The 12,540-nt window shown below is 70.9% G+C and carries 12 protein-coding genes; 8 read left to right on the top strand and 4 right to left on the bottom strand.

Going from position 1 to position 12,540, the window contains the following annotated elements:
• Positions 1 to 62 precede the first annotated feature (62 nt).
• Together R3E98_17780 and R3E98_17785 are read left to right on the top strand one after the other, a co-directional pair.
• A complete protein-coding gene (locus R3E98_17780; protein ID MEZ4425253.1) occupies positions 63 to 2,354 on the top strand; it encodes a hypothetical protein in 2,292 nt (763 codons plus the stop codon).
• Positions 2,351 to 3,472, top strand: coding sequence for a hypothetical protein (locus R3E98_17785; GenBank protein MEZ4425254.1), 1,122 nt, complete (start codon positions 2,351 to 2,353; stop codon positions 3,470 to 3,472). The genes R3E98_17780 and R3E98_17785 overlap by 4 nt, the downstream gene beginning before the upstream one ends.
• Before the next feature lie 27 nt (positions 3,473 to 3,499).
• Here R3E98_17785 and R3E98_17790 read toward each other — a convergent pair whose 3' ends face one another.
• Positions 3,500 to 4,099 carry a hypothetical protein gene (locus R3E98_17790; GenBank protein ID MEZ4425255.1) on the bottom strand — a complete coding sequence of 200 codons (600 nt, stop codon included), beginning with the start codon at positions 4,097 to 4,099 and terminating at the stop codon, positions 3,500 to 3,502.
• A gap of 165 nt (positions 4,100 to 4,264) precedes the next feature.
• Here R3E98_17790 and R3E98_17795 point away from each other — a divergent pair, with 165 nt between their 5' ends.
• The 6 genes from R3E98_17795 to R3E98_17820 all read left to right on the top strand — a co-directional run bounded on the left by R3E98_17795 (position 4,265) and on the right by R3E98_17820 (position 11,531).
• Complete coding sequence (locus tag R3E98_17795; GenBank protein ID MEZ4425256.1) at positions 4,265 to 7,039, top strand: serine hydrolase; 2,775 nt, start codon at positions 4,265 to 4,267, stop codon at positions 7,037 to 7,039.
• 196 nt (positions 7,040 to 7,235) lie between these two features.
• Positions 7,236 to 8,525 carry an OmpA family protein gene (locus R3E98_17800; protein ID MEZ4425257.1) on the top strand — a complete coding sequence of 430 codons (1,290 nt, stop codon included), beginning with the start codon at positions 7,236 to 7,238 and terminating at the stop codon, positions 8,523 to 8,525.
• Positions 8,526 to 8,794: 269 nt separating this feature from the next.
• On the top strand, positions 8,795 to 9,670 hold the full coding sequence (locus tag R3E98_17805) for an MBL fold metallo-hydrolase (protein ID MEZ4425258.1): 876 nt from the start codon (positions 8,795 to 8,797) through the stop codon (positions 9,668 to 9,670).
• A gap of 68 nt (positions 9,671 to 9,738) precedes the next feature.
• Positions 9,739 to 9,990 (top strand): antitoxin, encoded by a 252-nt coding sequence (locus R3E98_17810; protein ID MEZ4425259.1) that lies wholly within the window; start codon positions 9,739 to 9,741, stop codon positions 9,988 to 9,990.
• The gene (locus tag R3E98_17815; protein MEZ4425260.1) at positions 9,987 to 10,421 is read left to right on the top strand and encodes a type II toxin-antitoxin system VapC family toxin; all 435 of its coding nucleotides are present in this window, start codon (positions 9,987 to 9,989) and stop codon (positions 10,419 to 10,421) included. Before R3E98_17810 ends, R3E98_17815 begins: the two co-directional genes overlap by 4 nt.
• Positions 10,422 to 10,580: 159 nt before the next feature.
• Positions 10,581 to 11,531 carry an aldo/keto reductase gene (locus R3E98_17820; GenBank protein MEZ4425261.1) on the top strand — a complete coding sequence of 317 codons (951 nt, stop codon included), beginning with the start codon at positions 10,581 to 10,583 and terminating at the stop codon, positions 11,529 to 11,531.
• Between the two features lie 18 nt (positions 11,532 to 11,549).
• Here the strand turns inward: R3E98_17820 and R3E98_17825 are convergent, their stop codons facing one another.
• The 3 genes from R3E98_17825 to R3E98_17835 all read right to left on the bottom strand — a co-directional run.
• Positions 11,550 to 11,942: a type II toxin-antitoxin system VapC family toxin gene (locus R3E98_17825; GenBank protein ID MEZ4425262.1), complete on the bottom strand. Its 393-nt coding sequence runs from the start codon at positions 11,940 to 11,942 to the stop codon at positions 11,550 to 11,552.
• A gap of 1 nt (position 11,943) precedes the next feature.
• Positions 11,944 to 12,195, bottom strand: coding sequence for a type II toxin-antitoxin system VapB family antitoxin (locus tag R3E98_17830; protein MEZ4425263.1), 252 nt, complete (start codon positions 12,193 to 12,195; stop codon positions 11,944 to 11,946).
• Positions 12,196 to 12,311: 116 nt separating this feature from the next.
• On the bottom strand, positions 12,312 to 12,540 hold a 229-nt coding region (locus tag R3E98_17835), incomplete at its 5' end, for a hypothetical protein (protein ID MEZ4425264.1).

Raw genomic sequence — 12,540 nt, forward strand, 5'->3', positions numbered from 1 at the left:
CGCGGCCCCCCCACACTTCCCGGCCGGTGGCACCGGATCCCCCCTTCCCGGTCGACGCGCAGATGCGGCTCCCCCACCCGTCCCGGCTGCTCGGACGCGACTACCTCGTGCTCGTCGCACACAAGGCCGCGCTGGAGTCGGCCGGCCGCGCCGCGCCGCCCGCCGTCGATCGGCTCTTCGAGCAGGAGCTGGACGGGGTGGCGCTCGACGCCGAAGAGGACCTGATCGCGCTGCCGTACTTCGAGGTGGCCGAGGGCCGGTACGACGATCCCTCCGCCTATCGACTGGTGGACCCGCCTTTCACGGGTCCCGTGCTCTCGTACCCGGACCTGCTCGAGCGCCAGGTCGAGTTCTGGTTGCGGACGGCGTCGTCGGCGCTCACGGACCATGGGCCTGCGATCGGAGGCGTGGCGAGCGTCCTGGCGACCGCGGTGCTGGAACGCCGCGTCGAGCGCGGAGAGATCTCCGCGAAGGTTCTGGTGGAGCTCCTGCACCAGCACCGCTGGTCGGCCGGGGCCTCGATGACGGCCGAGCTCTTCCACGAAGCGATGCTCGGGGCGGGTTCCGATGGCGAGAGGGCGGAGAAGACGCTGAGCGCCCGGTCCGCCGATCCCCGGTTCATCGAAGCGCGGATGGACGCCGCGCGCCGACGCTTCGAGGACGCCAACGAGGCGGCCACGTCCCTCACGGACTGGGCCGAGCGGCTCTACCTCCTGCGGCCGCACCTCGAGGAGCTGAGCCTCTACCTGCTCCGGTCGGAGCTGGAAGGCACGGAGCGGCGCCTGGGCTTGGTGCTCCACCTGAAGCGCCTGGCCGGGGAGCGGTTGCGCGCGTTGGCTGCGTTCGCCGAGGCGCGGGTGCTGGATCCTGCCCACGCACCGCTCTACTTCGATGCGGACCTGGAGGCGCTGCGATCGGCGCGGGAGGGGCAGCCCGCCCAGGGGGAGCGGACGGGCGTGGCACGTCTGGAAGAGGCCCTGGACGATGCCTACCGGCTGGACCGTCGTGTCCCCCGCTTCTGGTACGAGGCGGCGAAGCGGGCGCTGCGGGCGTCACCGGATCCAGCCGTTCCCGAGCTCGCCGAGATCGACCCCTTCCGTCTCCTCAGCCTCCGCTGTCTGGAGGAGTGGTCCGCGGCCTGGGACGAACGGGCCTCGATCGAGCTCCTCACGGATCCCGAGGCCGGGTTGCCCAAGGACTTCAAGGCGGCGTTCCTCCGCGGGAACCGCCCCGTGGGGGCGCCCGATCGGGACGCCGGTCCACCGCCTCCGGCCTCGCGGCTCCGACTCCGGGATCACCAGATCGTCCAGGCGGGCGTGCGCTGGTTCTCCCTTCCGGGCTTCACGGGGGTCCCGTCCCTCTGGTCGGCCGTGGCGGGGGCGCGCCGACCGGCGCTCGAGCCGCTCCCCTTCGACGAGGAGTTCCTGAACGTCCCGCGTCTGCGGGCGCGGCGGGAGGACGACGGCGCCCCCTCCCCGGAGTCGGTCGCGGATCCACCCTGGACCGGAGACAGTTGGCCGTACCTGAGGACCCTGGAGCTCCAGCGGGACTTCTGGCGGCTGCTGGCCACCTGTCCGCGCGCCGACGGGCAGCCGACGGAGGACGAGGACCTCGCGTTCCACACCCTCGGTCGGTTGGTCTGGGAAGAGGGAGAGGCGCACGGCACCGCGTACGCGCGGGGCCTGGTCGAGCGCTGGCATGCGCACCGTTGGGCGCCGGGCACCCAGTTGGCGGGGCTGCTCCTCTACCAGACGATGCGTGATCCCAATCACGAGGCCTCTGTCCGGACCGACGAGCGGGGAAGCCTCGAGAACAACGGCACCCTGATCAACGCGCGCATCAAAGACCTGCAGGCACGGCTCCAGGCCATCAAGGAGTCGGTGACGACGCTGACCGAGTGGGCCGAGGCGCTCTACCGGATCAGCCCCCACCTGCACGAGCTGCGGATCCTGCTGGACCTGTCGGAGGGCGCCAACGCCGAGGCGTGGCTGGAGCGCTTCCAGCGCATCGGGTCCGACATCATCGACGTCGGCGCGCTCAACCTGCAGACGGTGCTGAGGCAGCGGGCCAGTGGAGCGGACGTGCCCACCTGGACGACCCGTTGGATCGACGAGGTCCGCACGCAGGAGGGCAGCCTGGGCCAGGCGTGGAAGCGGTTGGACCAGGTGTACCGCGAGCAGGTGGTCTTTCCGAAGTTCTGGTACGAGTTGGCGGTCCAGCACCTCGACACGCCCCTCGAGAAGATGCCTCCGGCGCTCACGGAGCTGGATCCCCTGCGGGTGGTCAGCATCGACGTGCTCGAGTGTTGGTCGGCGCAGCTCATCAATGCGCCACGGGACGGGGGGGACGCATGAGCCGAACCGCGGGGCTCCCGACCCCGGACGACCTGTGGCGGCGGATCGCTGCCCGATCCATCGATGGAGTCGTGGCCGCCGTGCTGCTGCGCCAGGTGCTGGCGCACGGCAGCCCCGCGCAGCAGGCGTCTCCGCCGACTCCGCCGGTGCAAGCCCTGACCCGACGCACGATCGTGGAGATCGGAACGGCGGGTGACGTGCAGGAGCGCTTGATGCTGGGGCATCTCCTGGACGGAGAGGCCGGCATCGCCGCCCGCCGGTACGATGCGCTCATCGAGGCAGCCGGGGGCCGGCAGGCGGACCTGCTGCGACGCAAGGGTGCGCTGTTCCTCGTCGTGGACGTCGCCGTCGCGGCCGCCGCCCTGGAGCGGGCGGTGGCGCTGGCTCCCGCGGACGGGACCGCCTGGTTGGGGTTGTGCTTCGCCCGGGAGCGGGCGGGCGATCGGAAGGGCGGACGGGAGGCGTTCGAGCAGGCCTCGCGTCACGGTGCCGACCTCTCGGTCATGGACGAGCCCGAGCCGCCGCTCCCCGGCGCGCGCCAGGGCCCGAGCCCGACGCTGCTGGAGCGCGTGCGACCCATCCGCGGTCGCGCCCTGGACGCGGCCGTGGCGCTGCTGCCCAAGGCGCGGGACCGGTTTCGCGGTCTTGCGTCGCACGATACGCCGGACAAGCAGGTCGGCTGGGATCTCGTCGCTGCGGTGGCGGTGGCGTGGTACGCGTTCGAGGCGGCCCTGGACGCCGACTCGGACGACTACGCGGGCGACGCCCAGGCCCTCTTCGCGGCGGAGACCCGTCGCCGGTCGTTCAGCCCGGTGCCGCCCGCCCGCCAGCAGGCGTTCAACGAGGCCTGGGAGGAGCACGGCCACACGCTGTTCATGCGCACCGCCGCGTACATGCTCACGCAGACCGGCGCGCTGTGGGAGGCCGCCGCGGCCGGGGGCGGGTCCGAGCGGGAGACGCGCGGGCTTCGGACCCGCGCCCGCGAAGCGGAGCACCGCGCCATCGCCGAATGGGTGCTGCGGTGCGTGTGCGGCAGCGCGTACGAGGCCGAGCCGGAGGATCGGCTGATCGAGCTGGGGCAGTGGGTGGAGGAGGCAGGAAAGGCGATCGCCGGGTAGGACCGGCTCGGCAGCCCCTTCGAGTCGCTATGTGCCGCCGAGCGCGACACCCACCGACACGACGAGGAATCGCCGTGTTTCTCGCTGCGGGATCCTCCGGTCGTGCGCGAAGGCCAGCGCGAGCGCGGGCCAGAGGCGGAACGGCGCCAGGCGGATCTCGCTCGCCAGCCCGTGCGTGTGCAGGAGCAACTCCTCCCCCGGCCGGTCCTCGACCGAAGAGGCCCACACGAGACGGAGATCGGGAACCGGAGCCCAGTCGAAACGTCCGACCGCACCCCGGGTGTCCCCCACGCCGAGCAGGACGGCGGCCGTCGCGTCCGTGCGCATGCCGTCATGGAGCTGGTAGCCGGCCTCCACGAGCAGGTCTCCCGGGCTGACGACCAGCGCCGTGTGGATCCGCCCGTCCGGACTCCAGGTCACTCCCGCCTCACCACCCGCGGGCCCGCACGTGTCCAGACAGAGGCGGCCGTCGAGCGTCGTGTCGGCCGCGCTGGCCAGGCTCGCGGACACGTAGCCTCCCCATCCCTGCGCCACCTCCGCCGAGCGAGGCGTGCGCACCGTCTGACAGGCGCCGAGCACGACGCACAGGGCGGGAAGCAGCCGGAAGAGCAGCGGGCGCGGGAGCATGGGCGGAGAGGGGAAGCGGAGGACCAGGGGATGCGTGAAGGTAATCGAACGGTCCCGGTGCGGCGCCCGCGCGGAGCATCGGTGTCGGCGCCGGCGCCCGTTCTGCGTTCACGCAGGTAGGGCCCCCGACCCGGAGGGGTCCGTCCGTCCTGTGTGAGCCGCGCCATGACCTTCAAGACCCTCCGCCTCCTGTCCGTGCTGGCGCTCCAGGCCGGTGTGCCTCCTGCCCTGATCGCCCAGACCGTGCAGGGCACCTCGCTCCGTGGGGATTGGGTGCGCGTCGTCAGCAACAACAACCGCAACGACCAGATGCGGATCCACGTGGACGGCGACGCCACGCTCACGGTCGTGCCGAGCTCGTCCACGCGCTACTGGCAGGTGGGGCAGATCCTGTGGCGGGCCATCCAGCCGAGCGGCGAAGTCGCCGTGCGCGGCAGCGACGGCAGCTACTACCCGGGTGCGTTCACGTGGCAGGGATCGGACACGCTGCGCCTGCACGTGCAGGCGTCGGGAGCCGGCTACGACCAGACGTGGACGCGCGCCGGACCGTCCGTGCTGGGCGACTGGGTGCGGATCGCGCCCCCTGGCGATCCGGAGGACGGCATGCGGGTGCAGGCCACCGGGAGCGAGGCGTCCATCCGCTATCTCCCGGCGGCCGCTCCGCGCAGCTTCCGCGTGGGACGTCGACTGTGGCAGGGCATCCGCGCACAGGGCGCGCTCGACGTGCTGGGCTCGGACGGTCGCTACCATCCTGCCACGGTCACGCTCCTGGGCACGGACAGCCTGCGGATCGACAGCGCCTCCCCCATGGTGTCGAACGGCGCCATCTGGGTGCGTCCGACCGCCGTCGCGGCCGCGCGCACGGCCCCCGCCGGTCCGCCCGCCAATCCGAACGCGCCCGGATCGGGTCTGCAGCCGCCGGCCGGTCCGCCGGGAGTCACCCCACCCACGACCTTCACCCCGCCGCCAGCGAGTGGCGCGTGCGTGGCCACCTCCACACCGCTCGACGCCGAAGACGTGCGTTGGCAGTGGGGGCTTACGGTCCCCGTCCGGAACGACTCGCTCGCCGAGGTGCTGGGCGTGCAGGAGGCCATGATGAGCGGGCTTCCCAGCGGGCCCGCGTTGGCCCCCGTGGACCTGGAGCATTCGCTGTTGCCCGGCTTCCCGGACGGCTTCGCGTTCATCCACGAGGCACGCTCGCGCCGCATCCAGACGCAGCATCACCTCCTCCTGACGCGCGCGGAGCTGGACCAGCGGATGCAGGCCGCGCGCTCCGCCGGCCTGCGACCGACGGACGTCGAGGCGTACGATACGCCCGCGGGCGTCCGCTATGCCGGCATCTGGGAGACGAACCTGCAGGGCGTCGACTGGCGCGTGGACGTGGAGGTCACCTCGGCCGAGCTCGCGAACGTGCTGCGCAGCTCCGTTCCCGGCTCGCACCGGCTGGTGGACCTCGAGGTGCGGTCCACACCGAACGGACTCCTGCATTCGGCCATCTGGTACCGGAGCTGCGATGCCTCCAACTGGTCGGAGGTCCGGGGCATGGATTCCACCGCGTTCCGACAACGGATCCAGACGCAGTCGGCCGCGGGCTTCCAGGTCATCGACGTGGAGTCGTATGAGACGTCCGGAGGCCAGCGCTATGCGGCGGTGTGGGAGGCCAAGGATCCGGCGCGCGGGTGGGCGGTGGAGTTCGGCAGGGACCTGAACGGATTCCTGAACGACCACCGCCGCTACGAGGACCAGGGCATGCGGCTCGTGGACTACGAGTCCTACACGACGGCGGCGGGACCGCGGTATGCGGGCGTGTGGGCGGAGAACGACGACCGCTACGACATGCCGTTCCGGATGGCCATCGACACGGTGCTGACCACCTACGTCACCACCAATCCCGTGCCCGGCGTCTCGGTGGTGGTGATGCGGGATGGGGAGGTCCTCTACCGTGGTGGAGCGGGCCAGGCGGACCGCGCGGCGCAGAAGGATGCGCACTCCGGTACCCTGTATCCCACGGCCTCCGTGGCCAAGGCCATCGCGGCCACGCTCGCCGTACGGCTGGAGAGTCGCGGCCTGATCGACCTGACGCGCCGCACCAGCGACTACGTCTCGGTGCCCAACGCGTCGCACACGCACACGCTGGAGCAGTTGCTGTCCAAGACGGGGTGCGTGTGGCACTACCCGCAGGGCCCGGAGCCGCCGGAGCGGTTCTACATGTTGCGCGATTCGGTGATCGCGCAGTACAGCGCCACGGACTCCATCATGACAGGCTGCATCCCCGGCAGCCACTATCACTACTCGACGCACGGCTTCACGTTCGTGGGTGCCGCGCTGGAGAAGGTCACGGGCAAGGACATCGTCCAGCTCCTGCGGGACGAGATCGTCGAACCGTTCGGGCTCTGGAGCCTGGACCGTTCCTCCGACGTGGGGCCCGTGTTCGGTGTGCCGTGGTTCAACCAGGCGCAGCTCTACTCGTACGACACCACCACGGTGCAGGGTCAACCCGTTGGGCTGACGATCCCGCGTCGCACCGACGACAGCTGGAAGATCCTCGGGGGTGGGCTGCAGGCGGACGCGCGTGATCTGGCGCGCTTCGGAGAGCTGACCTTGATGGGGCAGATCGCCGACACCGCTCGGCTCTGGACCTCGCACACCGACAACACACGCACCTGGTCCCGACCGCGGCGGCGGGTGGCGCCTCCGGTGGGACTGGCCTGGGTGCTCGGGACCGCGAACGCGGGGAGGCCCGTGGCCATGCATGGCGGATATGCCCTGGGCGCCCGCTCGTGGCTGGGGTTGTGGCGCGGTCCCACGGCGCAACAACGCCTGGTCGTCGCGGTCCTGAGCAACCAGGAGAACACCTTCGCGGGAGGCGCGACGGACATCCAGGGCCTGGGCACCCGAATCGCCCGATTGGTGTTCCTGCGGCCTCCACCACCCCCCTGACCGGAATCCGGGGGCCGAGCAGCCGTCCGGCGCGCACCCCGTGCGGAGCTCCCGGCCGTTGGGCCTGGCACGCGCGTGGCGCTCCCCGATCTCCATCCCTGGCGGCGTCGGCGCCCGGACTGCGTTGGTGGAAGTGAGCGGGTCGTCCAGGTCCGCCGTCCAGATCCTTTCTCATCCGTTCCACGGGAGCAGGGCGATGCGAACCACCCCGACGATCCTCGGACTTCTCCTGTGCACGCTGTTCTTGGCGCTTCCCCAGCCCGCCGACGCGCAGCTCCGTCGTCTCCGCGACGCCGCCAAGCGAGCCGCGGAGCGGGAGACGAGCGCCATCGTCGATCGCCTGGTGAGTGACGCGATCCGCTGCGCAGTGGACGATCCACGCTGCACCAGCCAGGCCGAAGCGGACGGCAAGGAGGTCATCTACGTCGACGCGGACGGAGAGATCATCACGGACGACGACGGCGTGCCGATCACCGACCGCGAGGAGGCTGCGAAGCGCTCGCCGGCCCTGGAGGCGCCAGGTGAGGGGTTGTGGGCCAACTACGACTTCGTGCCCGGGGACCGGATCGTCTTCTACGACGACTTCCAGCACGACCGCGTGGGGGATTTCCCGCGCCGCTTCGAGCTGATCATGGGCAACTGGGACGTGGTCGAGTCGGGCGAGCGGCGCTACCTGCGCGGGACGTCGGGGGGCTCGGTCAAGATTCCGTTGCCGGAGACGTTGCCCGACCGCTTCACCATGGAATTCGACGCGAGCCTGGAGCACGGGAACGGCTACATCCGTATCACCACCGCGCCCGCGTATCATGGTCCCGACCGCACGTTCGAGGGGTCGGCCGTCTCCTTGATGCTGAACGATGCCGGGCTCCTGCCGGTCGCGAAGACGGGGCCCGAGGCGCGGACCCGGCACGACCATCGGTTCTCCGAGGAGGGCACGGCGCCGTTCCGGGTGATGGCGGACGGCGACTACATGAAGGTCTACGTGGGCGAGAAGCGCGTGGCCAACGTGCCCAACGCGGTCTTTCCCCGCAGTGACGCGCTCTATATCCACACCTCGTCCGCCAGCGAAGGGCGGCCCACCCTGATCGGGCCGATCCGGATCGCGGCGGGTGGGCTGGACCTGTACTCGCGCCTCGAGGCGGAGGGCCGGGTCTCGACCCAGGGGATCCTCTTCGCGGTGGACAGCGACCAGATCCGTCCGGAATCCACACCGACCCTGGAGGAGATCGGCACCATGCTGGCCGACCATCCCGACCTGCGGCTCGCCGTAGAGGGGCATACGGACGCGGACGGGGATGAGGCCCACAACCTGGATCTGTCCGAGCGGCGGGCGCAGGCGGTGAAGGAGTTCCTGATGGAGCGCTACGGGATCGACGGCAGCCGGCTCGAAGCCCACGGCTATGGCGAGTCGCAGCCGGTGGCGGACAACACCACCCCGGAGGGCAAGCAGCAGAACCGGCGGGTGGACCTGGTACGGCTGCCGTAGAGGGCGCGGCCCCACGCCGGACCGGGGGCCAGCGCTTTCCGGATCAGGTCGGGGCGGGCATGTTGCGGGGGTCGGCGCTGGGTGCAGCGCCGACCCCCCAGGTCATGCCCCTGTCCCGAGCCAGCCCAGGAGTTCCGATGCCCCACTCCATCGTCCGTCGGCACGTCGGCCCCCCTGTTCGGGTCCGCTCCGCTGTCTCCCCTTCCGGGTGGTGGGCCACCTCCTCCGCTCTTGCGAGTCGCGGGCGAGGCGTCGTTCTCGCCGCGCTGATGGTCACCGCCGTCGCGACGCCCGCCGCCGCCCAGGACATGGACGCCGTGCAGATCACCACGACGCGGGTGGCCGACGGCGTCTACATGCTGATGGGTCAGGGCGGCAACATCGGCCTGTCGGTGGGACCGGACGGCGCCTTCGTGATCGACGACCAGTTCGCCCCGCTCACGGAGAAGATCCTCAGGGCCATCTCCGAGGTGACGTCGGAGCCGGTGCGCTTCGTGTTCAACACGCACTGGCACGGGGACCACACGGGAGGCAACGAGAACATGGGTGAGGCGGGCGCGCTGATCGTGGCGCACGAGAACGTGCGGCAGCGCATGAGCGTGGAGCAGGTGCTGGAGCGGATCGGGCGGCCGGTGAGCACCACCCCCGCGTCCCCGGAGGGGGCGCTGCCGGTGGTGACGTTCACGGACGACGTGAGCTTCCACATCAATGGGGATGAGCTGCACGCCTTCCACGTCGACAACGCCCATACGGACGGGGACGCCATCGTGCACTTCGTGCGCGCGAACGTGGTGCACATGGGCGACACGTTCTTCCGCGACCGCTTCCCGTTCATCGACACCGCGAGCGGCGGCTCGATCGACGGCGTGATCGCGGCGGCGGGTCGGGCGTTGGCGGTGATGGACGCCAACACGCAGGTCATCCCCGGCCACGGTGCGCTCTCCACCCGCGAGGACCTGCAGCGCTACCGGGACGCGCTCAAGACCATGCGTGATTCCGTGGCGGCCATGATGGAGCGCGGGATGACGCTGGAGCAGATCCAGGCCGCCCGGCCCCTGCGCGCCCAGGCGCAGCAGTGGGGTCAGGACCAGGCGGCCGAGGAGTCCTTCGTGGCCACCATCCACCACGGGCTGGGAGGCCGGTAGGGGAGGGGTATTCCCGCGGGCTCGAGCAGGGTTTGACATCAAGGCATCATTGTCTGATGCTGTGATGCATGAGGACCACCCTGACGCTGGACCCCGACGTCGTGCAGGCCCTCGAACGGGTCCAGCAGGAGGACGGCAGCTCCTTCAAGCAGGCGGTCAACACGCTGATCCGGATGGGCGTGGCGGCCCGAGCCCGTGCTCCCGAGCGGAACGCACCGGTTTCCACCGACCCGGTGGACCTGGGACCGTGTCTCATCGGGTCCCTCGACGACATCGCCGAGGCGTTGGCGCTGGCGGAGGGGGAGCGCTTCCGGTCGTGATCCTCGTCGACGCGAACCTGCTCGTCTACGCCAAGGTGGCCGGGATGGCCGAGCACGAGCCCGCCCGCACCTGGTTGGACGAACGGCTGAACGGCCCCCTGGCCGTGGGCCTTCCCTGGAGTTCGCTGCTGGCGTTCGCGCGCCTGGTCTCGAACCCGCGCGTCTTCAGCCGGCCGCTCTCCACCGCTCAGGCATGGGAGCAGGTGGAGGCGTGGCGCCGCAGCCCCGTGGTCTACACGCCCGATCCGACCGAGCGCCATGCCGGCATCCTGGCGGAGCTCATCCCGCACACGGCCGGGCGCGCCAATCTGGTCCCGGACGCCCATCTCGCGGCGCTGGCCATCGAGTACGGGCTGACGCTCTGCAGCACCGACGGGGACTTCGCGCGGTTTCCGGGGCTTTCCTGGATCAACCCGCTGCACGCGGCGTAGGGAACGGCCCGGACGTTCGCTCGTATGGACACCCAGGTGTGCGCGCGCCCTGCGTCGCGCCGCACCCGGGCGCCACGACCCCCCTCGAGGCCGCTCCGCATCCCTGACCCGCTGGCGCCGATCCGGTGCGCGGGATCGTCCTGCTGCCGGAGATCGCACATGGGCTTCGACCGCCGACAGTGGCTGCGTACGACCAGCGCCGCGGCCGCCGCGCTCTACCTGGATCCCTTCCGTCTGGACGCGGCGCAGGGGTCCCGGACGTTCGCACTCCAGGCCGCCGCACAGCGCACCCGCGCCATCCCCTCCAGCGGGGAGGAGCTGCCGGTGGTGGGCCTCGGCAGCGCGCGGACGTTCAGCGTGCGTCCGGGAAGCCCGGAGGTGGATGCGTTGCGCGAGGTGCTGCGGCTCTTCCATGCGCAGGGCGGACGGGTCTTCGACACGGCGCCGACCTACGGGGGAGCGGAGGACGTGTCCGGGATGCTCGCGCGCGAGCTCGGCATCCACCGCGAGCTGTTCCTGGCGACAAAGATCTCGACCGGCGGGGGTCGACAGTCGGCCGCCGCACAGGAGCGTGGCTCACGGGAGGTGTGGGACCGCGAGGTCATCGATCTGAACCAGGTGCACAACCTCCGCAACGTGGAGGAGCACCTGCCCTACCTGCGCGAGGCCAAGGAGGCGGGACGGGTGCGCTACATCGGGGTCACCACGTCCCGGATCCCGCAGCACGACGCCACCGAAGCGGTGCTCCGCCGGGAGCCGATGGACTTCGTGCAGCTCAACTACTCGCTGGGCGAGCGACAGGCGGCCGAGCGGCTGCTGCCGTTGGCCCAGGACCGCGGCCTGGCGGTGATCGTGAACGAGCCCTTCAACGCCGGCAACGTGTTCCGCGCCGTGCGCGGCCGCTCCGTGCCGGAATGGGCCGCCGAGTTCGACTGCGCGAGCTGGGGCCAGTTCTTCCTCAAGTACGTCCTGGCCCATCCCGCGATCACCGTGGTCATCCCCGCCACGTCCGACCCTGAACACCTGACGGACAACATGGGCGCCGGATTGGGCGCGCTGCCCGATGAGGCACAGCGCCGACGGATGGAGGCGTTCTTCGACGGGTTGTAGGGCGGGACCCGGCGTCGTTCAGTAGGCCACTCCCGCCACGTCCGTGCGGGTGAAATCCCCACCCTTGAAGAGCAGCGGTTCGCCGCTGGCCACGCTCGCGGCGTAGGCGAAGCAGTCGCCGTAGTTCAGCCCGGCCACGTCTCGACCTTTGCCGAAGCGCCGATACGCACGTCGGGCCAGTTCGGCATGCTCGGCGGTCACGTCCACGGTCACGGCCGCCATCACGTTCAGCCAGTGATCGAACGCCCACACGCCCGCTTCCCCCAATGGGGTCTCGAGGACGGTGGAAGCTTCCACCACCGTCGCCGCCGAGATCAGGCGGACGGGGTCGGTTTCGACGGCCGCTTCCATGCGGGCCGCCTCCGGCTCCCCCAGCAGCATGCAGGTGACGACGGACGTGTCCAGCACCATCTCAGTCCGGGAGGCCGCTGGTGTCATAGCGAAGGATCTCGTCCGCCGAGCGCGTGTCCCGCACGGGAAGCTCGGCCACCCGCTCCCGGACCATGCGCAACTCGTCCCGCAACGCAGGCTGGGCGTAGCGGCTCACCCGCCGCAGCCGCTCCTCCAGGGCGCGCCGGATCGCTTCCGTGAGCGACTCGCCCGTGCGATGGGCAAGCTCGCGCGCGAGGCGGTCGGTTTCCGGGTCCTTGATGCTGATGGCCATGATAGGTGGGGGCCGCCAGGGGAGCTGGATACAGGTTCGATACGATCGACTCGATTCTAGAAAGGGCCGCTCATCGACACCCTTCCCACGCTGACCCGCACCTCTTCGGCCGGCGCCTAGCCCTTCCACACCTCCCCACACAGCCGCAACCAGTTCGCTCCGATCACCTTCTCGATGACGCGGTCTGGATGGCCGCGAGAGGACATCCGGTCGGCGATCCGCTCCATGCGCCGGTTCGAGTTCAGATCCGGGACCGTGAACAGGACGTCCGGATCCTCGGCGGGTGCGGCGATCCCGCGCGCAATGCGGCCGGCCACGAACTCGCGGTGTTTGGACCAGTATTCG

The sequence above is a fragment of the Gemmatimonadota bacterium genome, assembly GCA_041390125.1.
Classification (GTDB): Bacteria; Gemmatimonadota; Gemmatimonadetes; order Longimicrobiales; family Gaopeijiaceae; genus JAGQIF01.

Coding starts and splice junctions, on each gene's coding strand:
- R3E98_17780 (MEZ4425253.1), top strand. CDS start 63: ATGCGGCTCCCCCACCCGTCCCGGCTGCTCGGACGCGACTACCTCGTG.
- R3E98_17785 (MEZ4425254.1), top strand. CDS start 2,351: ATGAGCCGAACCGCGGGGCTCCCGACCCCGGACGACCTGTGGCGGCGG.
- R3E98_17790 (MEZ4425255.1), bottom strand. CDS start 4,099: ATGCTCCCGCGCCCGCTGCTCTTCCGGCTGCTTCCCGCCCTGTGCGTC.
- R3E98_17795 (MEZ4425256.1), top strand. CDS start 4,265: ATGACCTTCAAGACCCTCCGCCTCCTGTCCGTGCTGGCGCTCCAGGCC.
- R3E98_17800 (MEZ4425257.1), top strand. CDS start 7,236: ATGCGAACCACCCCGACGATCCTCGGACTTCTCCTGTGCACGCTGTTC.
- R3E98_17805 (MEZ4425258.1), top strand. CDS start 8,795: ATGGTCACCGCCGTCGCGACGCCCGCCGCCGCCCAGGACATGGACGCC.
- R3E98_17810 (MEZ4425259.1), top strand. CDS start 9,739: ATGAGGACCACCCTGACGCTGGACCCCGACGTCGTGCAGGCCCTCGAA.
- R3E98_17820 (MEZ4425261.1), top strand. CDS start 10,581: ATGGGCTTCGACCGCCGACAGTGGCTGCGTACGACCAGCGCCGCGGCC.
- R3E98_17825 (MEZ4425262.1), bottom strand. CDS start 11,942: ATGGTGCTGGACACGTCCGTCGTCACCTGCATGCTGCTGGGGGAGCCG.
- R3E98_17830 (MEZ4425263.1), bottom strand. CDS start 12,195: ATGGCCATCAGCATCAAGGACCCGGAAACCGACCGCCTCGCGCGCGAG.